This is a genomic window from Mycobacterium sp. NGS63, assembly GCF_059812295.1.
The window spans coordinates 162,159-186,133 of record NZ_JCALCJ010000009.1 but is presented as its reverse complement, the minus strand read 5'-3'; the positions used below and the strand labels follow the sequence as shown (position 1 = coordinate 186,133).

Sequence of the window (23,975 nt, the reverse complement as noted above, 5' to 3'; positions counted from 1 at the left end):
CGGGCTTCCGCCCGTTATCGTCAATTCGACAGTTAGCCCGCCGTCAGCCCACGTTGTGTCCCGTTCGTAACGTTGGAGATACCGCCGTCGATGACAATTCAAGGGGAACGTCTCGACGCTGTGGTTGCGGAGGCCGTGGCGGGAGACCGGAACGCCCTACGGGAGGTGCTGGAGACCATCCGCCCGATCGTCGTGCGATATTGCCGCGCGCGAGTCGGCACGATCGAGCGGGGTGGCCTGTCGGCAGACGACGTGGCTCAGGAGGTGTGCTTGGCCACCATCACGGCGTTGCCGCGCTACCGCGAGCGCGGGCGGCCGTTCCTGGCTTTCCTGTACGGCATCGCGGCCCACAAGATCGCCGACGCGCACCGGGCCGCCGGCCGCGACCGCGCCTACCCCGCGGAGTCGGTGCCGGAGCGCTGGTCGCCGGAGGCGGGCCCGGAACAGCGTGCCATCGAAGCGGATTCGGTCAGCCGCATGAACGAGCTGCTGGAGATCCTGCCCGCCAAGCAGCGCGAGATCCTGATCCTGCGCGTGGTCGTCGGCCTGTCCGCCGAGGAGACCGCCGCCGCCGTCGGCAGCACCACCGGAGCCGTCCGCGTGGCCCAGCACCGGGCGCTGTCACGGCTCAAGTCCGAGATCGTCGCGGCAGGTGACTATGCCTGAATCACTGGATGAATTCGCCCACACCGATCTGCTGCTCGACGCGCTCGCCGATCGGCGGCCGCTCGACCTGGACGGGACCGACGACCCCGACTTCGAAGCGCTGGCCGTCCTGCTGGGGGATTGGCGCGACGACTTGCGGTGGCCCCCGGCCAGCGCGCTGGTGTCACCGGAGGAGGCCATCGAAGCGCTGCACACCGGGCTCGGCGAGCGCCGGCGTGCCCGGCGCGGGCTGGCCACGATCGGCTCCATTGCCGCGACGCTGTTGGTGCTCAGCGGGTTCGGCGGCATGGTGGTCGAGGCCCGGCCGGGCGACGCGCTCTACGGGCTGCACGCGATGTTCTTCGACCAGCCCCGGGTGAACGACGACCAGATCACGTTGTCCGCCAAGGCCGAACTGGTCAAGGTCCAGCAAATGATCGACCAGGGTCAGTGGGCCCAGGCCTCCGACCAGCTGGCCGAGGTCAGCAGCACCGTCCAATCCATGAACGACGGGGCCAGCCGGAATGACCTGCTGGATCAGGTGAACCTGCTGAACACCCGGGTGGAGTCGCGCAACCCGAACGCGACGCTGCCCCCCGCGTCGAAGCCGAGCGCGCCGGTGGCCTCGACCACCGCGCCGGTCTCGCCCAGCCCGACCACCAAACCACCCACGGTCGCCAGCACGACGGCCCCGTCAGCCAGCCCGTCGGACAGCGCTACTTCAAGCCCTCCGACGACCAGCCCGTCGTCGGGACGGCATCGGCATCACGGGCACAAGACCACGCCGTCGTCGGTGGCGCCGGACGACACGCCCTAGCTCAGTGGCGGTGGTGGAAATCGGCGTCTGACGTCGCTTCGTTGAGCGAGGCGTCGGCGTATCCCCGGCAGTAGTCCCACGTGACGTAGGAGTCCGGCTCGGGGTCGTAGGCGGGCTCGTGCGGGCGGACGGTGCCGTCGATCAGCAGCTGCAACAGGTTGGCCCGCAACATGTCCCAGTCGTGGTAGTGGTCTTGCTGACATTCGTCGCAGCACACCACGAGCCCGCGAATACCCTTGTGCGCCAACAGGGCCTCGTACACCGCCAGGTCGGCCAGGTCGGCCTCGACCGCCATCCGCTCCTGCTGGTCCAGCGGCTGGCCGGGCTCGACGGCGTCCAGCGCCGCCGACGGATCGCAGGGGTCGTCGGCGAACGGGTCGGGCGGCAAACCCGGCGGGAGGTGGTCACGCACGCCCCTAGCCTACGCAGGGGGGCCGTCATAACGCCAGCAGGGAGATCGCCGCCGGTCGGCGCGCACGCGGCGCCCGCGGCGCGCCCGGGCAAGGGGGTGCCCGGGGCGCGCGAGCCGATAGGATGGGCTTCTCACTCCGCGCGCGTATGGAGGGCCTCCCGATGACCCGTGGCATGTCCCACTTAGAAGAAAGCTCCGACTTGGTTGCCAGCCTGCGCGACACTCCCGTTCCGGGACTGGCCGACGATCCCGTGCCGACCGGCGGCGACAACCCGTTCAAAATCGCGATGCTCGGATTGACCTTCGACGACGTGTTGCTGTTGCCCGCGGCCTCCGACGTGGTTCCGGCGACCGCCGACACCTCCAGCCAGCTCACCCGCAAGATCAGGCTGAAGGTGCCGCTGGTCAGTTCGGCGATGGACACCGTGACCGAGTCGCGGATGGCCATCGCGATGGCCCGGGCCGGTGGCATGGGCGTACTGCACCGCAACCTGCCGGTCGCCGAGCAGGCCGGCCAGGTTGAGATGGTGAAGCGCTCGGAGGCCGGCATGGTCACCGATCCGGTCACCTGCCGGCCCGACAACATCCTGGCCCAGGTCGATGCGCTGTGCGCCAAGTTCCGCATCTCCGGGCTGCCGGTGGTCGACGAGTCCGGCGCGCTGGTCGGCATTATCACCAACCGCGACATGCGCTTCGAGGTGGACCAGACGCGGCCGGTCTCCGAGGTGATGACCAAGGCCCCGCTGATCACCGCGCAGGAGGGCGTCAGCGCCGACGCGGCCCTGGGGCTGTTGCGCCGCAACAAGATCGAGAAGCTGCCCGTCGTCGACGGCCACGGCCGGCTGACCGGGCTGATCACCGTCAAGGACTTCGTCAAGACCGAACAGCACCCGCTGGCCACCAAAGACAGCGACGGGCGGCTGCTCGTCGGCGCGGCCGTCGGCGTCGGCGGCGACGCCTGGGTCCGCGCGATGATGCTCGTCGACGCCGGGGTGGACGTGCTGATCGTGGACACCGCGCACGCGCACAACCGGCTGGTGCTCGACATGGTCGGCAAACTCAAGGCCGAGGTCGGCGACCGCGTCGAGGTGATCGGCGGCAACGTGGCCACCCGGGCCGCGGCCGCCGCCCTGGTCCACGCCGGGGCCGACGCGGTCAAGGTCGGCGTCGGGCCGGGATCGATCTGCACGACGCGCGTCGTGGCCGGGGTGGGCGCGCCCCAGATCACCGCGATCCTCGAGGCCGACGCGGCGTGCCGCCCGGCCGGCGTGCCCGTCATCGCCGACGGTGGCCTGCAGTACTCCGGCGACATCGCCAAGGCGCTGGCCGCCGGAGCGTCGACGGCCATGCTGGGCTCGCTGCTGGCCGGCACCGCCGAGGCGCCCGGCGAGCTGATCTTCGTCAACGGCAAGCAGTTCAAGAGTTACCGGGGCATGGGGTCGCTGGGCGCCATGGCCGGCCGGGGCTCCGGCGGCGGCCAGGCCAAGTCCTACTCCAAGGACCGCTACTTCGCCGACGATGCTTTGAGCGAGGACAAGCTGGTGCCCGAGGGGATCGAGGGCCGGGTGCCGTTCCGCGGACCGCTGTCGTCGGTGATCCACCAGCTGACCGGCGGCCTGCGCGCGGCGATGGGCTACACCGGCTCGCCCACCATCGAGGCGCTGCAGCAGGCGCAGTTCGTCCGCATCACCGCGGCCGGGTTGCGCGAGAGCCACCCCCATGACGTCGCCATGACCGTCGAAGCGCCCAACTACTTCGCGCGGTGAACAGCGAACTGAACATGGTCGAGATCGGGATGGGCCGCGCCGCCCGTCGCACCTATGAACTCAGCGAAATCAGCATCGTGCCGTCGCGGCGCACCCGCTCGTCGCAGGACGTGTCCACCGCGTGGCAGCTCGACGCCTACCGGTTCGAGATCCCGGTGCTGGCCCATCCGACCGACGCCTTGGTGTCCCCGGAGTTCGCGATCGAGCTGGGCCGCCTCGGCGGGCTGGGCGTGCTCAACGGCGAGGGCCTGATCGGCCGGCACGCCGACGTCGAGGCCAAGATCGCCCAGCTGGTCGAGGCCGCCGAAAAGGAGCCCGAACCCTCCGCGGCGATCCGGCTGCTGCAGGAGCTGCACGCCGCGCCGCTGGACCCCGAACTGCTGGGCTCGGCGGTGGCCCGCATCCGCGAGGCCGGGGTGACCACCGCGGTGCGGGTCAGCCCGCAAAACGCGCAGGCGCTGACGCCGGCGCTGCTGCAGGCCGGGATCGACTTGCTGGTCATCCAGGGCACGATCGTCTCGGCAGAACGGGTGGCCAGCGATGGCGAGCCGCTGAACCTGAAGACGTTCATCTCCGAGCTCGACGTGCCCGTGGTTGCCGGCGGCGTGCAGGACCACCGCACCGCGCTGCACCTGATGCGCACCGGCGCCGCCGGCGTCATCGTCGGCTACGGCTCCACCCGCGGGGTGACCACCACCGACGAGGTGCTGGGCATCAGCGTGCCGATGGCCACCGCGATCGCCGACGCCGCCGCCGCGCGCCGCGAATACCTCGACGAGACCGGCGGCCGCTACGTGCACGTGCTGGCCGACGGCGACATCCACACCTCGGGCGAGCTGGCCAAGGCCATCGCCTGCGGCGCCGACGCGGTGGTGCTGGGCACCCCGCTGGCCGAGTCCGCCGAGGCGCTGGGCGGCGGCTGGTTCTGGCCGGCCGCCGCGGCGCACCCGTCGCTGCCGCGCGGCGCGCTGCTGCAGATCGCCGTCGGCGAGCGCCCGCCGCTGGCGCGGGTGCTGGGCGGTCCGTCCGACGACCCGTTCGGCACGCTGAACCTGGTCGGCGGCCTGCGCCGCTCGATGGCCAAGGCCGGCTACTGCGACCTCAAGGAATTCCAGAAGGTCGGCCTGACCGTCGGGGCCTAGCGGCTGGCGCGGCTTTTCCGCGAGAAGACAGAGAATCGCACTGCCGAGGCGGCTTGCGTGCGAGTCTGCGTCTGCTCGGCCAGGTGGATGGGCGCATAGTGAGATGTATGGCTCGGTTCAACGTGTATGTGCCCGACGAGTTGCTGGAACGCGCCAAAGCGCGGCGCTTGAACATCTCCGCGCTGACCCAGGCCGCGATCACCGCCGAGTTGGAGAACTCCGCAACCGACGCATGGCTTGCCGGGTTGGAGGCCAGAAGCACGGGCGCTCGGCATGACGACGTGTTGGACGCGATTGACGCAGCGCGCGACATGACATGAGAGATTTTCGCCGCCATGCGGGGGCATTACAGCGCGGTCAGCAGCTCCACATCGGCCTTCTTCGCGAGCGGGACTATGGCGGTGTCGAACGTGACGAGGCGGACACCGCGGCGGCGCGCGAGCGTCAACAGGTGGGCGTCGGTGACCTGCCGATGGCCGACGATGGCGGGAAAGTCGTCATCAACTGGCGACACGTCATCGGACAGGAAGGAATGACCGGCGGCGGTCCTCATCGCAGCGAGCACCCGTCGCGCATCGGCAACGCCGATCGGGCTCGGCAGCACCTTCGGATTCGTTGACACGCGGACAAAGCCACTTTCGGTGATCGGGCACGTTGCCCACCCGTCGGGCGAATTTGCGGCAAACCATTCACGCATCCGCGCATGGTGAATGTGCGAATCCCATGCCAACGCCACCAGCGCGTTGACGTCCAGCAAGGCCACGGCGGAGTCAGTCTTCATCGAGCGCGCGCCGGACCATTTCGGGTGTGATCGGCGGCGTGCCGGCCGGAACCCGGATTACGGGCAAACCATCAGCGGCTTCCACCCGGGCCGGCGTTAGACCGCGCCGCGCCAGTTCGGAGATGACGGCGCCCAGCGACCGCCGCTCGCTCGCCGCGAGTTCACGGGCGGCGGCGACCACGTCTTCGTCGATATCGAGCGTCGTTCGCACTCAGTGATGATATCGCATCAACGCATCACCGGGTTTGCGTGTGAATCCTGGGCTTCGAAAGTGAAGCCCGGGCGGGAAAGCGGCGACGAAGTCCGCCTTGGGCTCCTCGGATTCAAAGCCCAGGCTTCACACTCAAGGGCCGGCGGCGGCCACCCTGGTTTATTACCGGCCGGTAAGTCCATACTGGTTGCCATGAAGCCGGATTACGACGTCCTGATCATCGGTTCGGGGTTCGGGGGCAGCGTCAGCGCGCTGCGCCTGACGGAGAAGGGCTACCGGGTGGGCGTGCTCGAGGCGGGCCGCCGCTTCGCCGACGAGGAGTTCGCCGAGACCTCCTGGGACCTGCGCAAGTTCCTGTGGGCACCCAGGCTCGGCTGCTTCGGCATCCAGCGCATCCACCCGTTGAAGAACGTGCTGATCCTGGCCGGCGCAGGGGTGGGCGGCGGTTCGCTCAACTACGCCAACACCCTCTACGTGCCGCCGGAGCCGTTCTTCAAAGACCGCCAGTGGTCGCACATCACCGACTGGCGTGACGAGCTGATGCCGCACTACGAACAGGCGCGCCGGATGCTGGGCGTGGTGGAGAACCCGACGTTCACCGACGCCGACCGCCTCGTCAAGGAGGTCGCCGACGAGATGGGCTGCGGCGACACCTTCGTGCCCACCCCGGTCGGCGTGTTCTTCGGCCCCGACGGCACCAAGACGCCGGGAAAGACCGTGCCCGACCCCTACTTCGGCGGCGCCGGGCCGGAGCGCACCGGCTGCCTGGAATGCGGCTGCTGCATGACCGGATGCCGCTACGGCGCCAAGAACACCCTGGTGAAGAACTACCTGGGGCTCGCGGAATCCAATGGGGCACAAGTCATTCCGATGACGACGGTGAAGGGCTTCGAGCAGCGCGCCGACGGCCTGTGGGAGGTCCACACGGTCCGCACCGGAAGCTGGCTGCGCCGGGACCGGCGCACCTACACCGCCGAGAACCTGATCCTGGCCGCGGGCACCTGGGGCACCCAGCACCTGCTGTTCAAGATGCGCGACCGGGGCAAGCTGCCCCGGTTGTCGAAACGGCTGGGAGTGCTGACCCGGACCAACTCCGAGTCGATCGTCGGCGCCGCGACGCTCGAGGTCCGGCCGGACCTGGACCTGACCCACGGCGTGGCGATCACATCGTCGATCCACCCGACGTCGGACACCCACGTCGAGCCCGTCCGCTACGGCAAAGGCTCCAACGCGATGGGGCTGCTGCAGACGCTGATGACCGACGGCCACGGTCCCGAGGGCACCGACACGCCGCGGTGGCGCCAGCTGCTGGACCAGGCCGGTGAGAACCCGAAGCTGATGTTGCGGCTGCTGAATCCCCGCCAGTGGAGCGAGCGCACGCTCATCGCGCTGGTGATGCAGCACCTGGACAACTCGATCACCACGTTCACCAAGCGCGGCAAGCTCGGCATCCGCTGGTATTCCAGCAAACAGGGCCACGGCGAGCCGAACCCGTCGTGGATCCCGGCCGGCAACGAGGTCACCCGCCGCATCGCCGCCAAGATCGACGGCGTGGCCGGGGGGACCTGGGGCGAGCTGTTCAACATCCCGCTGACCGCCCACTTCCTGGGTGGGGCGGTGATCGGCGACAACCCCGAACACGGCGTCATCGACCCCTATCACCGCGTGTACGGCTATCCGACGCTGTTCGTGGTGGACGGCGCGGCGATCTCGGCGAACCTGGGCGTCAACCCATCACTGTCCATCACGGCGCAGGCCGAGCGCGCCGCGTCGCTGTGGCCGAACAAGGGGGAGAACGACGAGCGGCCGCTGCAGGGCGACACCTACCGAAGGCTGAACCCCATCCCGCCCGCGCACCCGGTGGTACCCCTCGGCGCACCGGGTGCGCTGCGCTGGCTGCCGATCGATCCGATCAGCACCGCGGGCTGACCCCTCGTCAGCTCGCCACCTCGAGCGGGGCGCCGCTGATCACCCGGCTGCGTTCGCGGTGGATGTTGACGGGCACATCGCCCATCAACGTGACCCGGTGCATGAGCCGGGGCTGGTTGTCGTAGTCGTCGATCGCCCGGTGCTGGGTCGCCCGGTTGTCCCAGATGGCGACGTCGCCCGGCTCCCAGTTCCAGCGAACGGTGTTCTCGGGCATGGTGATTCGCCGCTGCAGCAATTCGAGCAACACGGTCGACTCGTAGCTGTCCAGGCCGACGAACCCGCGCACGAAGTCGCCCAACAGCAGCGTGCGTTCACCGGTCTCCGGGTGCACCCGTACGACGGGATGCTCGGTTTGGAACTCCTTTTTCTCGAACGCCGCACGGAAGGCCTTCTGTGCCTCGGTCATCGAGGCCACCGCCTCAGCGGTGATGTAGTCGAAGCGGTTGGTGTGCAGCGCCCACAGGTCGTCGACGAGCCATGTCAGCGGCTCGGGCAGGTCGTCGTAGGCCGCCGTGGTCGAGGCCCACAGCGTCGAGCCCCCATAGCTGGGCAGGGTGACCGCCCGCAGGATCGAGGCCGCCGGATAGTTGGCAACGAATGTGACATCCGTGTGCCAGCGCGTCGCCTTGCCGTATTCGGAGTTGATCGGCGTGATGACCGGCGCGTCCTTGGCGGCCAGCACGCCCGCCGCGGGGTGGCCGACCGGGGTGCCCAGCAGCCGGGCGAACGCCAGTTGCTCGCCGTCGTCGAGGTGGTGCTGCCCGCGGAAGAAGATCACCTTGTGGGCCAACAACGCTTGGTGGATCTCCTCAACGGTGGCCGGGTCGAGGTCGCCGCCCAGTCGGACGCCGTCGAGTCGGGCGCCGATGCGGCTGCCCAGCTTGGTCACGGTGATCGAGTCGGTCATTTCTTTCGTCCTTTTGCGATGAATACGGTGTAGTCAATTGACTACATGGGGTAGTGTAGTCACATGACTACACGTTCGGCAAGTACCCGCCGGAAAATGCCGACGGGACGCGAAGAGGTGGCCGCGGCGGTCTTGGAGGCGGCCACCGACCTGTTCGCCGAGCGCGGTCCGGCGGCGACGTCGATCCGCGACATCGCCGCCCGGTCGGGGGTCAACCACGGACTGGTGTTCCGCCACTTCGGCACCAAGGAGCAACTGGTCGGCGCGGTGCTCGATCACCTGGGCGCAACGACGACGGCGTTGCTGCAGAGCGAGCCGGACCCCGCCGAGGCGGAGCGGGCACTGGACCGGCATATGCGGGTCATGGCGCGCACGCTACTCGACGGGTACCCGGCGGGAAAGCTGCAATCCGAATTTCCCGGCGCCGCGCAGCTGCTTGACGGCGTCCGTGCGTCGCACAACGACGATCGCAGCGCGCGTCTTACGGTGGCGAATGCCTTTGCGTTGCAATTGGGTTGGCGGCTCTTCGCGCCCTTCCTGCGTTCGGCGGCCGGCCTCGACGGCCTGAGCGACGGCGACCTACGCGAGGCCGTCGCCGCCGAATTGGCCCGAATCCTTCAACCTCACTGACTGCGGGCCAGGGCGCGCCGGTGCAGCGGCTCGCGGCCCGGCGGCTGCTGCGGCGGCGGTAGCAGCGGCTTGCGGATGCGCACCGCGACGGTCGTCGGCGCCTCCGTGCTCAGGGTGAGCTGTTGGCCGGCGTGGCGGATGGTCAGGTGATGGTCGGGCCCGTCGTGCACGGTGTAGGTGACCTCCGAGTGGTTGACGTCGACGGTCAGCCGGAAGTCCCGCCAGCGCAGCCGGAAGCGAAGACGCGAAATGCCGTCGGGCAGAAGCGGATCCAGCGACAGGATGCCCTCGTCGTCGCGCAGGCCGCCGAATCCCACGACCAGCGTCATCCACGCCCCCGCCAGCGAGGCCATGTGCAGCCCGTCGCGGGTGTTGTGGTGCAGGTCGCGCAGGTCGATCAGCGCGGCCTCATACGCGTAGTCGTGGGCCAGCTCCAAATGCCCGACCTCCGCGCACATCACGGCCTGCGTGCACGCCGACAGCGACGAGTCGCGCACCATGCGCCGCTCGTAGTAGTCGACGTTGCGCGCCTTCTGCTCGGGGGTGAACGCGTGGCTTTGCCACTGCATGGCCAGCACCAGGTCGGCCTGCTTGATCACCTGGGCGGGGTAGAGCCGCACGTAGGCCTCGTGCAGCAGCAGCGGATAGGTCTGGTTGGTCTCGAAGTCCCATTCGGCGAAGGTGGTGAAGCCCTCGCACTGCTGGTGGACGCCCAGCTCGGCGTCGTAGGGAATGTTGACGGCGTCGGCCGCGTCGCGCCAGGCGGCGGTCTCCTCGGTGGTGACGTCCATCGCCGCCGCCTCCTCCGGGTGGCGGTTGCAGGCCTCGGCCGCGGTGACCAGGTTGTGCGCCGCCATCAGGTTGGTGAAGACGTTGTCGCGCACGATCGCCGTGTACTCGTCCGGGCCGGTGACCCCGTCGAGGTGCCACACGCCGTGCCGGTCGTGGTGCCCGATCGACATCCACAGCCGGGCGGTCTCGACCAGGACCTTCAGCCCGCACTCGCGCTCCAGGTCGTGGTCGCCGGTGACGACGCGGTAGCGCTCGAAGGCCATGGCGATGTCGGCGTTGATGTGCCAGGCCGCCGTGCCGGCCGGCCAATAGGCCGAGCACTCCTGCCCGCGGATGGTCCGCCAGGGAAAGCTGGCGCCGTCGAGGCCGAGTTCGGCCGCGCGCTCCCTGGCGAGGTCCAGCGTGGAGGCCCGCCAGCGCAGCGCGTCGGCCACGGTGTGCGGGGCGGTGTAGGTCAACACCGGCAGCACGTAGCCCTCGGTGTCCCAGAAGGCGTGACCGTCGTAGCCGGTTCCGGTGAGCCCCTTGGCGGCGATGGCGCGGCGTTCGGCGCGGGCGCTGGCCTGCAGCAGGTGGAACATTCCGAACCGGACGGCCTGCTGCGATTCGGGATCGCCCTCGACCTCGACGTCGGCGTTCTCCCAGAAGTCGTCGAGGTAGGCCCGCTGCGAGTCCAGCAGCCCCTGCCACCCGCTGTAGCGGGCGCTGTGGATCGCGGCGGCGGCCTGGTCGCGCAGCGCCGGACGGGAGCGCATGCTCGACCAGCCGTAGGCCAGATACTTGACGATGCGCAGCTTCTGGCCCGCGCGCAGCCCGCAGATCACCGTGGTGCGCGCCAGGTCCGGGCGCGCGTCGGTGCTGAACTCGACGCGCCCGGGGACGTCGATCTCGTGGTCCATCGCGGCCGACATCATCAGCGCGCTGCTTCGGGTCCGGTGCATGAGAAGCGCTCCGGTCTCGGTGTTTTCGTGGTCGACGGCTTCCAGCGGGTTCTCCAGGATGGCCGACACCCGCGGGTCGTCGGAGGTCTCCGGTTGGTCCTCGTTGGTGACCAGTTCGGACTGCACGGTCACCCGGACGAATTCCTCGACCGCCTCCACGACGTACTCGATGGCGGCCACCCCGCGGTGGGGCAGCGACACCAGCCGGGTGGACACCACCTTGATCTCCTTGCCGGCCGGCGAGCGCCAGTGCGCCCGACGACACAGGGTCCCGGCGCGCAGGTCGAGGATCCGCTCGTGGGAGATCAGCTCGCCGTAGCGGACGTCGAACGGCTCGTCCTCGACCAGCAGCCGGATGATCTTGCCGTTGGTGACGTCGACGAGCGTCTGGCCGGCCTCCGGGTAGCCGTAGCCGGCCTCGGCGTAGGGCAGCGGCCGGATTTCGTAGAAGGAGTTCAGGTAGGTGCCCGGCAGGCCGTGCGGCTCGCCCTCGTCGAGGTTGCCGCGCAACCCGATGTGCCCGTTGGACAGGGCGAACAGCGACTCCGACTGGGCCAGCAGGTTCAGGTCGAGGCGCGTCTCGCGCACCTGCCAGGGTTCGACGGGAAAGGCCTCTTCGGTGATCATGACAGCAGGTCGGCCAGGTCGGTGACCACCACGTCGGCGCCGTTGCGGCGCAGGTCGTCGGCCTGGCCCACCCGGTCGACGCCCACCACAAAGCCGAAGTTACCGGCCCGGCCGGCCTGCACGCCGGACAACGCGTCCTCGAAGACGGCCGCGGCGTCGGGGCCCACGTCGAGCAGCTCGGCCCCGCGCAGGTAGGAATCGGGGGCCGGCTTGCCGGCGATGTGCTCGTCGCGCAGCGTGATGCCGTCCACCCGCTGGTGGACGAACCGGTCGAGGCCGGTGACCTCCAGCACGTCGCGGGTGTTGGCGCTCGACGACACCACCGCGATGCCCAGCCCCGCCGCCGAGACCGCCTCCAGGTAGCGGCGCGAGCCCTCGAAGACCTTGACGCCGTCGTCGTGCAGGACCTTCTGGAACATGTCATTCTTGCGGTTGCCCAGGCCGTATACCGTCTCGGCGTCGTCCGGATCGTCCGGGCTCCCGTCGGGCAGCTCGATGTCGCGGCTGTCCAGGAACGACCGGACCCCGTCCTCGCGTTTCTTGCCGTCCACGTATTTGCGGTAGTCGGAGCCCGCGTCGAACGGGACGAACTTTTCGCCCGTCTTCTTGGCCCGTTCCGACAGATAGGCGTCGAACATGGCCTTCCAGGCCTTGGTGTGCACGCTCGCGGTATCGGTGAGCACGCCGTCAAGGTCGAAAAGACAGGCGCGCACCTTCTCGGGCAGACCCAGCGCTGAACTCACCGGGGGACCTCACTCTCGGGTAGCGGTCGGGCGATCTCCACTCCACCATGCTTACCCGAGTGCCGCCAGGGGTCATCGCGTCGCTACGGCCGTTGTTGTGGCCAAGGCCCGGATCGCTCTCAGCCGCCCGTCGGACAGGGCGCCGGTCAGGTTTTCGGCCTTGCGCGAGAAGTCGGCGACGAAGGCGTGCAGGCCCAGCGGGCCTGCGGGCTGGGCCAGCATGGCCCGCATGAGCGCGGCCGCCCGGTCGGTGAGGTCGTCGAAGTGTTCGACGGCGAAGCCCGCGGATTCGACGGCGGCGCGCAGCGCGTCGGGGGAGACGAGGTGGCTGCGGGCGGGGTGATCGGCCCACGGCAACGGATAGTCGAGCCGCCGGCCGTCGCCGATTGTGATGTCCCACAGGGCCAGCCGCCCGCCGTCCTTGAGGACGCGGCGCGCCTCGGAGTACAGGCGCGCCTTGCCGGCCACGTTCATCTGGACGTGCTGGCTGATGGCGACGTCGAAAGTGTTGTCGGCAAAGGGGAGTTCGGTGACGTCCGCCTGGCGAACGGAGATCAGGCCGTCGAGGCCGACGAGGCCGTTGAGCCAACGGCTGGTCGCGCAGTATTCGTCGGTGAGATCCACCGCCGCAACCGGGCATCCGTAGCGGTCGGCGACGTAGCGGGCGGTGCCGCCCACCCCGCTGCCGGCGTCGAGCACCGCGCTGTCACCGGTGATGCGCGCCAGGTCGACCAGCTCGGCGGTGGCGAAGCGCCCCATGGTGTGGAAGTCCTCCAGCAGTGCCAGGTCGGCGGGCACGAGGCGGTCGAGGTCCAGCCCCGCCGCGACCAGCGCGCGCTCGATGTTGTTGCGCGACAGGCCGGTCGAGTACTGGTTCGCGATGGTGGCGGTCATTTCTGCGCCCATGCGGTGATGAGGGGTGGCATCGTGACGAGGGCGCCGGCGGCCAGCGCCTCGTCGCGGAACCGCGGCACGAACTCGTCGAGGTCGGCGAGTTCGTCGATGGCGAAGCCGCCCTGCTCGGCGATGGGCGACACCAAGCGCCAGACTTCCGCGGCGTAGGCCAGCATGTCGTCGTCGGCGGCGGTGCCGATCGGCGTGCCGTGGATCAACCGCGGCGCGCCCAGGCCGGCGTCGGCGAAGACCGTGTGCAGCGTGGTGCCGAACCGCGCGGACAGCCCCATGGCCTCGAAGGCGCGCACGATTCCCGCCGTCACCCGCCCGAACAGCGGCAGGTCCGGGATGGCGCGCGCCCCGGTGATGTCGTTCTCGGAGAACGCGACGACGCCTCCCGGGCGCACGAACGAGCTGAGGTGCCGCAGGGTGGCGGCCGGGTCGCGCAGGTGCATCAGGATCAGCCGGCCGATGACCGCGTCCACCGGTTCGTCCAGGGTGAGGTCGTCGATCGCGGTCTGGGTGAAACGGGTTGTCCTGAAGCCCTTTTCGGTGGCGCGGGCGCTGGCCAGCTCGATCATCGCGGGCGCGGCGTCCACTCCCAGGACGCTTCCGGTCGGGCCGACCAGCCGGGCCGCGATGAACGACACGTCACCGGGTCCGCACCCGACGTCGAGCACCCGCATGCCCGGCCGCAGCCCGGCGAGCCGCAGGGCGTGCTCGGTGTAGTGGTCGTACAGCCTGCCCTGCAGGAGGAGCCGCTGCACCTCCACGTCGGCATGGCCGAGGACATAGGTGCTGTCGCTCATGAGATCACCCTTTCGGTTTGACGGGCCGGCAACAACCAGCCGACGACGATCGCGGCACCGAGCGCGATGCCCGCGCAGACCAGCGAGCTCACCTGCAGGCCGTCCAGGAATGCGTGGTTGACGGCGTCGCGGACGCTGCCGGCCCGCTGCGCCGGCAGCCCCTCGATCACCCTGTGCGCCAAGGCCATCGAGTGCCGCATCGATTCGGCGGGCAGGCCGGTGAGCGCGGCCGCGCCGAGGTGCCCGGAGTACACCGAGGCGAAGACGCTGCCGGCGATGGCCACTCCGAGGGTGCCGCCCAGCTCGCGGGTCGTGTCGTTGACGGCCGAGCCGACGCCGGCCTTGTCGGTGGGCAGCGATCCCATGATGGCCTCGGTGGCCGGTGAAACGGTGAGGCCGAGGCCGCCGCCGAGCAGCACCATCTGCGTCGCGATCTGGTCGTAGGGCGTGGCGGCGTCCGCCGTGGACGCCCACGCCAGCCCGGCGGCGAACACGGCGAGACCGGCGGCGACGACGGCCGTCGTGCCGACGCGTTCCACCAGCCGGGGACCGGCGATGCTGGCCAGCGCGATCGACGCGGCGACCGGCAGCAGGCGCACGCCGCTCTGAAATGCCGTGTATTCCTTGATGAATTGGAAGTACTGAGTGATGACGAAGATGAAACCGAACAATGTCAAGAAGCCCGCGGTCACCGCCAGGCTGCCGCCGGAGAACCGGCGGTCGAAGAACACCGAGACGTCCAGCATCGGATGGGTGCTGCGCCGCTCCCACAGCGCGAAGCCGGCGAGAACGGCTGCGGCCAAGGCGAATCCGGCGACGGTCCGGCCGTTTGTCCATCCCCAGGTGGGCGCCTCGATGACCGTGTACACCAAAGCGGTGACCCCGGCGGCGGACAGGATCAGACCGGGCGCGTCGACGGGCGGAGCCGCCGGGTCGCGCGACGTCGGAACGAACACGACTCCGCCGATGACGGCCAGGGCCGCGACGGGAATGTTCACCATGAAGATCGACCCCCACCAGAAGTGCTCGAGCAGCCAGCCGCCGCTGATCGGGCCGACGGCCACGCCGACGCCCACCATGGCCGCCCACAGTCCGATCGCCTTGGCGCGCGGTGCCGGCTCGGTGAAGATGTTGGTGATCAGGCCCAGCGTGGTCGGGAAGATGACCGCCGCGCCCACGCCCATGGCGGCGCGGGCCGCAATCAGCGCATCGGCCGAATTCGCCTGGGCCGCAACGGCGGAGGTGAGTGCGAACAGCGCGAGTCCGGCGTTGAGCCAGCCCCGCCTGCCGTAGCGGTCGCTCAGGCTGCCGGCCGACAGCAGCAATCCGGACATGACCAGGGTGTAGGCGTCGACGATCCATTGCAGCTGGGCGGTGTCGGCATCGAGGTCCCGCGACAGGGTGGGCAGCGCGACGTTGACGATGGTGGCGTCGACGCTGATGACGAAGACGCCGAGGCAGATGACGGCGAGCGCGGCGATGGGGCGGTTTGGGAGCAGCGGGGCGACGCGCATGAACAAGACGCTAAAGCGGATAGACAAATAAATCAAGTAAAGAGTTGAAAAAGATGTCTATTTGCCGGTAGCGTGGCATCGTGGCGCCCCGCCGGAACTACAACCAGAACTGCCCGATCGCGCGCGGGCTCGACGTGCTGGGCGAGCGGTGGACTTTGTTGATCCTGCGCGAGCTGGTCGGGGGGCAGCGCCGCTACGGCGACCTGCGCGCCCAGTTGCCCGGCATCGCAACCAATCTGCTGGCCGAGCGGCTCAAGGAACTGCAGGAGGCCGGGCTCGTCGACCGCGCCGACCTGCCGGCGCCGATCGGGCGCACCGTGTACACACTCAGCGACGACGGCTGGCGGCGCGCGCTGCCGGTCCTGCAGAGCATCGCCGTCTTCGGAATGGAGCTGATGGACCCCGTCGAGGGCGGCCGGGTCTCACCGCTGAACGGCTTTCTCGCCGGAATCCTGCTGGGCTTCGACTCCGGCCGGGCCACCGGCGCGGACGTGACGGTCCGCGCCGAGATCGACGGCCGCCGTTTCGAGTTCGCGGCGACGCAGGGCCGCCTGGGCGCGGCCCACGGCCCACCGGCGGTGACGATCACCGCGAGCGCCGCGGACCTGGTCGCCGCGCGCCTCGGGTCCAGCGACGCCAAGCGCACCGCGGCGCTGCGCCGGATCGACTTCGCCGGCGACCCCGATGCCGTTGCCGCGGTGCGTCAGGCGTTTTCGCTGTAACTCGCCGTCAGGCCCGCAGTGCGTTGATCCACTTTTCGAGGCGCCGGGCTTCGCGGGACATGACGTCGGGCTGCCCTAGGGCGTTGGTCAGCAGGGCGCTGCCCTGGTAGGCGATGACGAGTTGGTGCGCCAGGTCGTGGGCGTCGCGTCGGCCCATGGCACTGAATTGCTGCTCGGCCCAGTCCAGCAGGGTTTGCATGAGCGGAGCGGTCAACGAATGCGATTGGCCCGGCTGGTTTGCGAGTTCGGTGCACAGGGTTCCGTAGGGACAGCCATGGTCGGCGATCGTCGCGCGCGACTCGGCCAGGAGCCCGACGAGCGCCTTGAGCCGGGCCCTGGGGCTGCCGTGCCGGCGCTGCAGGGCCGCGGTGGCCGACCGGATTTCTTCGGTGCGGGCTTCGACGACGGCGGTGACGATGTCGTCCTTGGTCTTGAAGTAGTAGTACACGTTGCCCAGCGGGACCTCGGCGGCCTCGGCAATGTGCGCGAGTGTGGTGCCCGCGATGCCCCGGCGATAGAACAGGTCGCATGCCGCGGCGATCAGCCGCTCTCGCTTGCCGGCGGGCGGCGGTGCGGCGGCTTCCTCCGCGTCGGTTAAGTCAGCCATGTCACTCACGGACTATAGACGGCACGCGTCCATGCTCAGGTTCCACAACAGCTCCCTGTTCTCGGGTGTGTTGTGGGCGGTCTTGACCTTCCTCGGCTTGGCGCGGGTGAAGTAGTGTCCCGAAACCTGCATCGGGTCCGGAGACGAGGCTACGAACACCGAGGTGGCCGCGCCCTTGGCCGCGGACAGCGAAAACGGCAGAGCCGCATAGGAGATCGCCCGCAGGGCGCCGGGGGCTTCGCGCATCATCGGGGTCCTGACGATCCCCGGGTGCACCGCGTTCACGGTGACTCGCGTGGGTGCCAGCCGGTGCGCCAGCTCGATGGTGAACAGCAGCACGCAAAGTTTCGAGGCCGCGTAAGTGCCGATGGCGGAGAACCGGTTTCCGTTCGGCAGGTTGTCCGGGTCGAACTTGCCGGCGCGGTACACGCTCGAGCTCAGATTGACGATCCTGCCCTGAGCGCTCTCGCGCAGTTGGTCGAGCAGCAGGTGCGTGAGATAGAACTGCGCGAGGTAGTTCACCTGAAACGTCGTCTCGTAGCCGTCCCCGGTCAGCACACGCTGCGGCATGACGATGCCGGCGTTGTTGATCAGGACGTCGAGCCGCGGGTAGCGCGCCGCGAACGTTTCGGCCAGCCGGCGCAGTTGCGCGAGCGATTTGAGGTCGGCGGTGAGGTAATCGACGTCGTCGTTGCCGGTCGAGGCGGCGATTTCCCTTGCGACGCTTGCGGCCTTGGACGCGTTGCGCGCGGCCAGCACGACGGCATACCCCTTGCCGGCGAGGGCCGTCGCGGTCATCTTGCCGATGCCGTCCGTGGCACCGGTGATGAGGCAGATCGGCCTACCCATGGGCGTCGACCCGGGTGGGCCGCGACAGCATGCGCGCCATCATCGAGCGCGTGACGGCCGCCGGCACGAGCGCGGCGGTGACCCGGTTGGTCCGGCCCGGGATGCAGCGGGCCCGGTTGCGCGCCAGGGCGCGCAGCGCGTCACGCGCGCAAACGTCGGGGGCCAGGGGCGGGATCGGCATTTTGTCGGGGTCCAGGCCCAGTTCGGCGATCGCCGGCGTGCGGGTGGGACCGGGGTGCAGCACGGTGACGTGCACCCCGTGTTTGGCCAGTTCGCCGTGCAGGCCGGCACCGAGGCTGGTGATGTAGGCCTTGGTCGCCGCCGTGTGCGCCAGGTAGGGGACGCCGTGCACCGCCCCCAACGCGGAGACCAGCACGATGCCGCCGCGCCCGCGCCGCGCCAGCCGTTCGCCGAAGTGGTGTGTCAGGCCCAGGTGCGCCGCGGTGTTGAGCCGCAGGATCGCCCGCTGGGCCTGCAGGTCGGAATTCAGGAAGGGGCCCGGCAGGGCGGACCCCGCGTTCGACACCAGCAGGCCGACGTCGATGTCGTTGGTGGCCTCGGCAATTGGGGTCAGCGCGCCCGGGTCGGACAGGTCGGCGCCGACGGCGCGATAGTCGACGCCGTGGCTGCGGGCCAGGGCCGCGCCCAGGTCCTGCAGTGCGGCGAGGCGGCGTGCGACCAGGACCACGTTGATGCCCGCACCGGCGAGTTGGTGAGCGAATTCGCGGCCGATCCCCGATGACGCGCCGGTCACGACCGCCCAGGGTCCGAACTGATGTGCGTTGATGCTCATGACGGTGGCCCCTCTTCGTCGCGATACCAGTTAGTCGACCAACTTAGCGCCCGACGTTGACTGGCCGCAAGGCGGCGGCCAAACACCCATTTGATGCGGAGCTATTGACGCAGAGTCCCCAAGCATTCCGATTGCGCCGCCGCCGCGACCGGTCTACTGTGTTGGTCAGCTGACTAACTACGGACGCTGAAGACCGGGGGCACCGGATGATCGTCGTCAAACGCATGTGGATTCCGCTGCTCGTCGCGGCGGTGCTCGCCGTCGCAACTTTCGCCGTCTACCGCCTGCACGGCGTCTTCGGGATCGGCGGCACCACCCCGGCCGCCGGCGCCCATGCCGACGACATCAAGCCCTTCAACCCCAAGCACGTGACGCTCGAGGTCTTCGGCCCGGCGGGCGCGGTGGCCGACATCAACTATCTCGACGTCGACGCCGTACCGCAGCGGGCTGACGGCATGCGGCTGCCGTGGACGTACAGCGCGGCCACCATGGCCCCGGCGGTCAGCGTCAACGTGGTCGCTCAGGGTGACGGCGGGGTCATCGGCTGCCGCATCACGGTGAACGGCGACGTCAAGGAGCAGCGAACCGTGACGGGGTTTCATCCCCAAACCTTCTGCCTGGTGAAATCCGCGTGATCGCGCGGACGGTTCGCCGGCTTTCGGTGCCCATCCTGCTCTTCTGGCTGGGACTGGCCGCGGCCACCAACATCGCTGTGCCGCAACTGGAAGCGGTCGGGGAGGCGCACGCGGTGTCGATGAGCCCCGATGACGCCCCGGCGGTACGGGCCACGACGCGCGTCGGTCACGTGTTCGCGGAATTCGACTCCGACAGCGCGGTCATGGTCGTGCTGGAAGGCCAGGCACCGCTGGACGCCGCGGCACACCGGTTCTACGACGCCCTCATCCGCAGGCTCGGGCAGGACAACAAGCACGTCGAGCACGTCCAGGACTTCTGGGGCGACCCGCTCACCGCGGCCGGCTCCCAGAGCGCCGACGGCAAGGCCGCGTACGTTCAGGTGTTCCTCGCCGGTCGCCAGGGCGAGACGCTGGCCAACGAATCCGTCGACGCCGTCCGGCGCATCGTGTCAAGTGCGGTGGCGCCCAACGGCGTCAGAGCCTACGTCGCGGGCCCCGCCGCCGTCACCACCGATGAGCTCGAGTTCGGCGACAAGAGCGCCCGCAAGGTGATGGGGGTGACCGTCGGGGTCATCGTGCTGATGCTGCTGATCGTGTACCGCTCGGTGGTCACCGTACTGCTGACGCTGCTGATGGTCTTCGTCGAATTGCCCGCCGTGCAGGGGGTGATCGCCTTCCTCGGCGACCGCGGACTCATCGGGCTCTCGACTTTTGCGGTGCAGATCCTGCCGATACTCGCCATCGCCGCGGGCACCGACTACGCGATCTTCGTGGTCGGCCGATACCAGGAGGCGCGTCAGGCCGGCGAAGACCGGGAAGCGGCCTACTACACCATGTTTCGCGGCAGCGCGCACGTGGTCCTCGGCTCGGGCCTGACCATCGCCGGCGCGATGTTCTGCCTCAGTTTCACCAGGCTGCCGTATTTCCAAACCCTGGGCGCGCCGTGCGCGATCGGGATGCTCACGCTGGTGGCGGGCGCGCTCACGTTGGGTCCGGCCATCGTCACGCTGGGCAGTCGGTTCGGCCTGTTCGACCCGAAACGCAAATCAAGACACGGGGATGGCGGCGGGTGGGGACCGCCGTGGTGCGATGGCCCGCGCCCATCCTCGCGGCGACCGCCGCGACCGCCCTCGTCGGGCTGCTGGCCCTGCCGTCGTTCACGACGAGCTACAACGACCGCAACTACCTGCCCCGCACCACCCCGTCCAACATCGGATACGCCGCGGCCGACCGGCACTTTTCACCCGCCCGGTTGAACCCCGACCTGCTCTTGGTGGAAACCGACCACGACATGCGCAACCCCGCCGACATGCTGGTCCTGGACCGGGTCGCCAGGACCGTCTTCCAGGCCGACGGGGTGGCCCGCGTTCAGTCCATCACCAGACCACTGGGCGCCCCGATCACGCACACCTCCGTCCCGTTTCAGATCAGCATGCAGGGCACCACGCTGACCGAGAACATGAAGTACATGCACGACCGGATGGCCGACATGCGGGCCATTGCGGACCAGATGGGCGGAGTCATCGACACCATGCAACGCATGCTCGCCCTGCTGCGCGGACTCGCCGACACCACTCACGACGTTGCCGGTCAGACCAAACAGATCGTCGCCGACACGACCGACGTGCGCGATCGCATCGCCGATTTCGACGACTTCTTCCGGCCGCTGCGCGGCTACCTGCACTGGGAGCAACACTGCTTCGACATTCCCGCCTGCTGGGCGACCCGATCGGTATTCGACGCGCTCGACGGTGGCGACAAGCTCACCGACGACCTGCGCGGGCTGGTCTCCGACACCGACAGGCTGGATAGCCTGATGCCGCAGCTGATCTCGCTGCTACCGCCGATCATCGACGCCACCACCACGATGCGCACCATGACGATGACGATGTACAGCACCTTCGCGGGCCTGCTGGACCAGATGGACGCCGCACAGCAGAACGCGTCGGCGATGGGGCAGGCCTTCGACGCGGCCAAGAATGACGATTCCTTCTACCTTCCGCCGGAGGTCTTCGACAACCCCGACTTCAAACGCGGCCTGGCGATGTTCCTTTCGCCGGACGGCAAGGTCGCCCGCCTCTTCGTCACCCACGACGGGGATCCCGCTACCCCCGAAGGCATTTCGCACGTCGACGCGATCAAAAGGGCCGCACGCCACGCCGTCAAGGGCACTCCGCTGGAAGACGCGAGGATTGCCCTGGGCGGTACCGCCGCGACTTATAAGGACATGAGCGACGCGGCCAAATACGACCTGCTGATCGCGGGAATCGCCGCGGCCTGCCTGATCTTCATCATCATGCTGGTCATCACCGGAAGCGTCATCGCGGCGTTGGTCATCATCGGCACCGTCGTGCTGTCGTTGGGCGCCTCATTCGGGCTGTCGGTACTGGTGTGGCAACACATCCTGGGTATTCCGTTGCACTGGTTGGTCATCGCGATGGCCGTCATCATCCTGCTGGCCGTGGGATCGGACTACAACCTGTTGCTGGTGTCCCGATTCAAAGAGGAGATCGGCGCCGGCATCAAGACGGGAATCATCCGCGCCATGGGCGGAACGGGCGCGGTGGTGACCTCCGCCGGTCTGGTGTTCGCGTTCACCATGTCCTCCTTCGTGTTCAGCGATCTGCAGATCATCGGCCAGTTCGGCACGACCGTCGGCATCGGCCTGCTCTTCGACACGCTGGTCGTGCGGTCGTTGATGACCCCGTCGATCGCGGCCCTGCTCGGGCGCTGGTTCTGGTGGCCCCGGCGCGTGCGCGCCCGCCCTCTCGTGCGGCGGCCGCGCGTGCCCGGCACCGCTTCGACCCCGACACTTGCCGAAAGCCTGCACCCATGACCTTCCGCCGCGCCGAAACCCAGACGCTGTCCGAGTCGATACGCCTCGCCGCGCCGCCCGACCGGGTGTGGGACCTGATCACCACCGTCGCCGGCATCGCGCAGTGGTACGACACCTGGGACGCCGTCGAACACGTCGGCGACGACGAACGACTCCGGGTGGGCACGTCGTTTCGGCTGATCCGGCGCCGCCGCGGTGGCGACGACGCCGCGCTGTGCCGCGTGACCTCGGTGCAGCCGCGCCGGCGATTGTGCTGGGTGCAATACGCCCCCCACCTGCCCGCGGTGTCGGTCGAATTCCGGCTCGCACCCGACACCGACGAGGCCGCCGGCACCGTGCTGAGCCACACCAGGAGCTGGATCGAACCCGCGGATCACCGCTACTAAGCTTGCGGCGTGGCGAAACCTGGTGATTCCGACACGGCCGGGCCGGTCGACCGGCCCGTGCTGGTGGTGGACTTCGGCGCGCAGTACGCGCAGTTGATCGCCCGCCGGGTCCGGGAGGCCCGGGTCTTCTCCGAGGTCATCCCGCACACCGCCACGATCGAGGAAATCAAGGCCCGTAACCCGGTGGGCATCGTGCTGTCCGGCGGCCCGGCCAGCGTCTACGCCGACGGCGCACCGCAACTCGACCCCGCGCTGTTCGACCTCGGGCTGCCGGTATTCGGCATCTGCTACGGCTTTCAGGCGATGGCGCAGGCCCTCGGCGGCACGGTCGCGCACACCGGCACCAGCGAGTACGGGCGCACCGAACTGAAAGTGCTTGGCGGCGAACTCCATTCGGACCTGCCGAGCACCCAGCCCGTGTGGATGAGCCATGGTGATGCCGTGACCGCCGCCCCGGACGGGTTCGAGGTGGTGGCCAGCAGCGCGGGCGCGGCGGTGGCCGCGTTCGAGAACCGCGAGCGGCGCCTGGCCGGCGTGCAGTACCACCCGGAGGTGATGCACACCCCGCACGGCCAGCAGGTGCTCGGCCGGTTCCTGCACGACTTCGCCGGCCTGGGCACCGAGTGGACCCCGGCCAACATCGCCACCGCGCTGGTGGAGCAGGTGCGCGCGCAGATTGGTGACGGCCACGCGATCTGCGGGCTGTCCGGGGGCGTGGATTCCGCGGTGGCCGCGGCGCTGGTGCAGCGCGCCATCGGCGACAAGCTGACGTGTGTCTTCGTCGACCACGGATTGTTGCGCGCGGGCGAGCGCGCCCAGGTGCAGCGCGACTTCGTCGCCGCCACCGGCGCCAACCTGGTCACCGTCGACGCGGCGGACACCTTCCTGCAGGCGCTGTCGGGCGTGACGAACCCCGAAGGCAAACGCAAGATCATCGGGCGGCAGTTCATCCGGGCGTTCGAGGGCGCCGTGCGGGACGTGGTGGGAAGCAACGAGATTGAGTTCTTGGTGCAGGGCACCCTGTACCCGGACGTGGTGGAGTCCGGTGGGGGCAGCGGCACCGCGAACATCAAGAGCCACCACAACGTCGGCGGCCTGCCCGACGACCTGAAGTTCAAGCTCGTCGAGCCGCTGCGGCTGCTGTTCAAGGACGAGGTGCGCGCGGTCGGGCGCGAGCTGGGCCTGCCGGAGGAAATCGTTGCGCGCCAGCCTTTTCCGGGGCCGGGTCTGGGCATCCGCATCGTGGGCGAGGTCACCGCAGGGCGTTTGGAGACGTTGCGGCGCGCAGACTCGATCGCACGCGAGGAGCTGACCGCCGCCGGCCTCGACAATCAGATCTGGCAGTGCCCGGTGGTGCTGCTGGGCGACGTCCGCTCGGTCGGGGTGCAGGGTGACAACCGCACCTACGGGCACCCGATCGTGCTGCGCCCGGTGTCCAGTGAGGACGCCATGACCGCCGACTGGACCCGGGTGCCCTACGAGGTGCTGGAGCGCATCTCGACGCGGATCACCAACGAGGTGCCCGAGGTCAACCGCGTGGTGCTGGACATCACCAGCAAGCCGCCCGGCACCATCGAATGGGAGTGA

Annotated in this window: 22 protein-coding genes and 2 pseudogenes; 12 read left to right on the top strand and 12 right to left on the bottom strand. The window is 69.3% G+C overall.

From position 1 onward, the window contains the following. The first annotated feature begins 90 nt into the window (after nucleotides 1-90). Together AC5Y4Z_RS22020 and AC5Y4Z_RS22015 are read left to right on the top strand one after the other, a co-directional pair. Entirely contained in the window at nucleotides 91-666 is a 576-nt protein-coding gene (locus tag AC5Y4Z_RS22020; RefSeq protein ID WP_499966976.1) for a sigma-70 family RNA polymerase sigma factor, read from the top strand. Then, nucleotides 653-1,462, top strand: coding sequence for an anti-sigma-D factor RsdA (locus AC5Y4Z_RS22015; protein WP_499966975.1), 810 nt, complete (start codon nucleotides 653-655; stop codon nucleotides 1,460-1,462). Before AC5Y4Z_RS22020 ends, AC5Y4Z_RS22015 begins: the two co-directional genes overlap by 14 nt. Nucleotide 1,463: 1 nt before the next feature. On the opposite strand, the gene AC5Y4Z_RS22010 is transcribed toward AC5Y4Z_RS22015, so the two are convergent. Beyond that, entirely contained in the window at nucleotides 1,464-1,874 is a 411-nt protein-coding gene (locus AC5Y4Z_RS22010; RefSeq protein WP_067323130.1) for a DUF5319 domain-containing protein, read from the bottom strand. Nucleotides 1,875-2,035: 161 nt separating this feature from the next. On the opposite strand from AC5Y4Z_RS22010, the gene guaB reads away from it, so the two are divergent. The 3 genes from guaB to AC5Y4Z_RS21995 all read left to right on the top strand — a co-directional run bounded on the left by guaB (nucleotide 2,036) and on the right by AC5Y4Z_RS21995 (nucleotide 5,102). Beyond that, entirely contained in the window at nucleotides 2,036-3,640 is a 1,605-nt protein-coding gene (gene guaB / locus AC5Y4Z_RS22005; RefSeq protein WP_499966973.1) for an IMP dehydrogenase, read from the top strand. A gap of 14 nt (nucleotides 3,641-3,654) precedes the next feature. Next, a complete protein-coding gene (locus AC5Y4Z_RS22000; protein WP_499967115.1) occupies nucleotides 3,655-4,782 on the top strand; it encodes a GuaB3 family IMP dehydrogenase-related protein in 1,128 nt (375 codons plus the stop codon). A gap of 107 nt (nucleotides 4,783-4,889) precedes the next feature. After that, nucleotides 4,890-5,102, top strand: coding sequence for a type II toxin-antitoxin system CcdA family antitoxin (locus AC5Y4Z_RS21995; RefSeq protein WP_499966972.1), 213 nt, complete (start codon nucleotides 4,890-4,892; stop codon nucleotides 5,100-5,102). 26 nt (nucleotides 5,103-5,128) lie between these two features. Here the strand turns inward: AC5Y4Z_RS21995 and AC5Y4Z_RS21990 are convergent, their stop codons facing one another. Both AC5Y4Z_RS21990 and AC5Y4Z_RS21985 read right to left on the bottom strand, forming a co-directional pair. Beyond that, nucleotides 5,129-5,545 carry a TA system VapC family ribonuclease toxin gene (locus AC5Y4Z_RS21990; protein WP_499967114.1) on the bottom strand — a complete coding sequence of 139 codons (417 nt, stop codon included), beginning with the start codon at nucleotides 5,543-5,545 and terminating at the stop codon, nucleotides 5,129-5,131. Nucleotides 5,546-5,552: 7 nt separating this feature from the next. Further along, complete coding sequence (locus AC5Y4Z_RS21985; RefSeq protein ID WP_499966971.1) at nucleotides 5,553-5,774, bottom strand: antitoxin; 222 nt, start codon at nucleotides 5,772-5,774, stop codon at nucleotides 5,553-5,555. A 192-nt stretch (nucleotides 5,775-5,966) separates the two neighbouring features. On the opposite strand from AC5Y4Z_RS21985, the gene AC5Y4Z_RS21980 reads away from it, so the two are divergent. Further along, nucleotides 5,967-7,703: a GMC oxidoreductase gene (locus AC5Y4Z_RS21980; RefSeq protein WP_499966970.1), complete on the top strand. Its 1,737-nt coding sequence runs from the start codon at nucleotides 5,967-5,969 to the stop codon at nucleotides 7,701-7,703. A 7-nt stretch (nucleotides 7,704-7,710) separates the two neighbouring features. Here AC5Y4Z_RS21980 and AC5Y4Z_RS21975 read toward each other — a convergent pair whose 3' ends face one another. Beyond that, the gene (locus AC5Y4Z_RS21975) at nucleotides 7,711-8,610 is read right to left on the bottom strand and encodes a TauD/TfdA dioxygenase family protein (RefSeq protein ID WP_499966969.1); all 900 of its coding nucleotides are present in this window, start codon (nucleotides 8,608-8,610) and stop codon (nucleotides 7,711-7,713) included. 63 nt (nucleotides 8,611-8,673) lie between these two features. On the opposite strand from AC5Y4Z_RS21975, the gene AC5Y4Z_RS21970 reads away from it, so the two are divergent. Further along, nucleotides 8,674-9,240, top strand: a complete 567-nt coding sequence (locus AC5Y4Z_RS21970; protein ID WP_499966968.1) for a TetR/AcrR family transcriptional regulator — start codon at nucleotides 8,674-8,676, stop codon at nucleotides 9,238-9,240. Here the strand turns inward: AC5Y4Z_RS21970 and AC5Y4Z_RS21965 are convergent. The 5 genes and pseudogenes from AC5Y4Z_RS21965 to AC5Y4Z_RS21945 all read right to left on the bottom strand — a co-directional run bounded on the left by AC5Y4Z_RS21965 (nucleotide 9,234) and on the right by AC5Y4Z_RS21945 (nucleotide 15,560). Beyond that, nucleotides 9,234-11,600, bottom strand: coding sequence for a glycoside hydrolase family 65 protein (locus AC5Y4Z_RS21965; protein WP_499966967.1), 2,367 nt, complete (start codon nucleotides 11,598-11,600; stop codon nucleotides 9,234-9,236). The genes AC5Y4Z_RS21970 and AC5Y4Z_RS21965 overlap by 7 nt on opposite strands. Then, a pseudogene (locus AC5Y4Z_RS21960) lies at nucleotides 11,597-12,392 on the bottom strand (beta-phosphoglucomutase family hydrolase). The gene AC5Y4Z_RS21965 and the pseudogene AC5Y4Z_RS21960 overlap by 4 nt, the downstream one beginning before the upstream one ends. A gap of 23 nt (nucleotides 12,393-12,415) precedes the next feature. Then, nucleotides 12,416-13,237, bottom strand: a complete 822-nt coding sequence (locus AC5Y4Z_RS21955) for a class I SAM-dependent methyltransferase (RefSeq protein WP_499966966.1) — start codon at nucleotides 13,235-13,237, stop codon at nucleotides 12,416-12,418. Then, complete coding sequence (locus AC5Y4Z_RS21950) at nucleotides 13,234-14,046, bottom strand: class I SAM-dependent methyltransferase (RefSeq protein WP_499966964.1); 813 nt, start codon at nucleotides 14,044-14,046, stop codon at nucleotides 13,234-13,236. Before AC5Y4Z_RS21950 ends, AC5Y4Z_RS21955 begins: the two co-directional genes overlap by 4 nt. Beyond that, complete coding sequence (locus AC5Y4Z_RS21945; protein ID WP_499966963.1) at nucleotides 14,043-15,560, bottom strand: MFS transporter; 1,518 nt, start codon at nucleotides 15,558-15,560, stop codon at nucleotides 14,043-14,045. Before AC5Y4Z_RS21945 ends, AC5Y4Z_RS21950 begins: the two co-directional genes overlap by 4 nt. 80 nt (nucleotides 15,561-15,640) lie before the next feature. On the opposite strand from AC5Y4Z_RS21945, the gene AC5Y4Z_RS21940 reads away from it, so the two are divergent. Beyond that, on the top strand, nucleotides 15,641-16,282 hold the full coding sequence (locus AC5Y4Z_RS21940) for a winged helix-turn-helix transcriptional regulator (RefSeq protein ID WP_499966961.1): 642 nt from the start codon (nucleotides 15,641-15,643) through the stop codon (nucleotides 16,280-16,282). A 7-nt stretch (nucleotides 16,283-16,289) separates the two neighbouring features. Here AC5Y4Z_RS21940 and AC5Y4Z_RS21935 read toward each other — a convergent pair whose 3' ends face one another. The 3 genes from AC5Y4Z_RS21935 to AC5Y4Z_RS21925 are packed head-to-tail and all read right to left on the bottom strand — an operon-like array spanning nucleotide 16,290 to nucleotide 18,531. Next, nucleotides 16,290-16,889 carry a TetR/AcrR family transcriptional regulator gene (locus AC5Y4Z_RS21935; protein WP_499966959.1) on the bottom strand — a complete coding sequence of 200 codons (600 nt, stop codon included), beginning with the start codon at nucleotides 16,887-16,889 and terminating at the stop codon, nucleotides 16,290-16,292. A 12-nt stretch (nucleotides 16,890-16,901) separates the two neighbouring features. After that, nucleotides 16,902-17,738: an SDR family oxidoreductase gene (locus tag AC5Y4Z_RS21930; protein ID WP_499966958.1), complete on the bottom strand. Its 837-nt coding sequence runs from the start codon at nucleotides 17,736-17,738 to the stop codon at nucleotides 16,902-16,904. After that, nucleotides 17,731-18,531, bottom strand: coding sequence for an SDR family NAD(P)-dependent oxidoreductase (locus AC5Y4Z_RS21925; protein ID WP_499966956.1), 801 nt, complete (start codon nucleotides 18,529-18,531; stop codon nucleotides 17,731-17,733). Before AC5Y4Z_RS21925 ends, AC5Y4Z_RS21930 begins: the two co-directional genes overlap by 8 nt. Before the next feature lie 206 nt (nucleotides 18,532-18,737). Here AC5Y4Z_RS21925 and AC5Y4Z_RS21920 point away from each other — a divergent pair, with 206 nt between their 5' ends. From AC5Y4Z_RS21920 to guaA, 4 genes and pseudogenes are all read left to right on the top strand, one after another. Next, entirely contained in the window at nucleotides 18,738-19,166 is a 429-nt protein-coding gene (locus AC5Y4Z_RS21920) for an MmpS family transport accessory protein (protein WP_499966954.1), read from the top strand. Then, nucleotides 19,145-22,002: pseudogene (locus AC5Y4Z_RS21915) on the top strand (MMPL/RND family transporter). Before AC5Y4Z_RS21920 ends, AC5Y4Z_RS21915 begins: the two are co-directional and overlap by 22 nt. Then, complete coding sequence (locus AC5Y4Z_RS21910) at nucleotides 21,999-22,388, top strand: SRPBCC family protein (RefSeq protein ID WP_499966952.1); 390 nt, start codon at nucleotides 21,999-22,001, stop codon at nucleotides 22,386-22,388. The pseudogene AC5Y4Z_RS21915 and the gene AC5Y4Z_RS21910 overlap by 4 nt, the downstream one beginning before the upstream one ends. Nucleotides 22,389-22,397: 9 nt before the next feature. Further along, complete coding sequence (guaA, locus tag AC5Y4Z_RS21905; RefSeq protein ID WP_499966951.1) at nucleotides 22,398-23,975, top strand: glutamine-hydrolyzing GMP synthase; 1,578 nt, start codon at nucleotides 22,398-22,400, stop codon at nucleotides 23,973-23,975.

Coding starts and splice junctions, on each gene's coding strand:
- AC5Y4Z_RS22020 (WP_499966976.1), top strand. CDS start 91: ATGACAATTCAAGGGGAACGTCTCGACGCTGTGGTTGCGGAGGCCGTG.
- guaB (WP_499966973.1), top strand. CDS start 2,036: ATGACCCGTGGCATGTCCCACTTAGAAGAAAGCTCCGACTTGGTTGCC.
- AC5Y4Z_RS22000 (WP_499967115.1), top strand. CDS start 3,655: ATGGTCGAGATCGGGATGGGCCGCGCCGCCCGTCGCACCTATGAACTC.
- AC5Y4Z_RS21995 (WP_499966972.1), top strand. CDS start 4,890: ATGGCTCGGTTCAACGTGTATGTGCCCGACGAGTTGCTGGAACGCGCC.
- AC5Y4Z_RS21980 (WP_499966970.1), top strand. CDS start 5,967: ATGAAGCCGGATTACGACGTCCTGATCATCGGTTCGGGGTTCGGGGGC.
- AC5Y4Z_RS21975 (WP_499966969.1), bottom strand. CDS start 8,610: ATGACCGACTCGATCACCGTGACCAAGCTGGGCAGCCGCATCGGCGCC.
- AC5Y4Z_RS21970 (WP_499966968.1), top strand. CDS start 8,674: ATGACTACACGTTCGGCAAGTACCCGCCGGAAAATGCCGACGGGACGC.
- AC5Y4Z_RS21965 (WP_499966967.1), bottom strand. CDS start 11,600: ATGATCACCGAAGAGGCCTTTCCCGTCGAACCCTGGCAGGTGCGCGAG.
- AC5Y4Z_RS21955 (WP_499966966.1), bottom strand. CDS start 13,237: ATGACCGCCACCATCGCGAACCAGTACTCGACCGGCCTGTCGCGCAAC.
- AC5Y4Z_RS21950 (WP_499966964.1), bottom strand. CDS start 14,046: ATGAGCGACAGCACCTATGTCCTCGGCCATGCCGACGTGGAGGTGCAG.
- AC5Y4Z_RS21945 (WP_499966963.1), bottom strand. CDS start 15,560: ATGCGCGTCGCCCCGCTGCTCCCAAACCGCCCCATCGCCGCGCTCGCC.
- AC5Y4Z_RS21935 (WP_499966959.1), bottom strand. CDS start 16,889: ATGGCTGACTTAACCGACGCGGAGGAAGCCGCCGCACCGCCGCCCGCC.
- AC5Y4Z_RS21930 (WP_499966958.1), bottom strand. CDS start 17,738: ATGGGTAGGCCGATCTGCCTCATCACCGGTGCCACGGACGGCATCGGC.
- AC5Y4Z_RS21925 (WP_499966956.1), bottom strand. CDS start 18,531: ATGAGCATCAACGCACATCAGTTCGGACCCTGGGCGGTCGTGACCGGC.
- AC5Y4Z_RS21920 (WP_499966954.1), top strand. CDS start 18,738: ATGATCGTCGTCAAACGCATGTGGATTCCGCTGCTCGTCGCGGCGGTG.
- AC5Y4Z_RS21910 (WP_499966952.1), top strand. CDS start 21,999: ATGACCTTCCGCCGCGCCGAAACCCAGACGCTGTCCGAGTCGATACGC.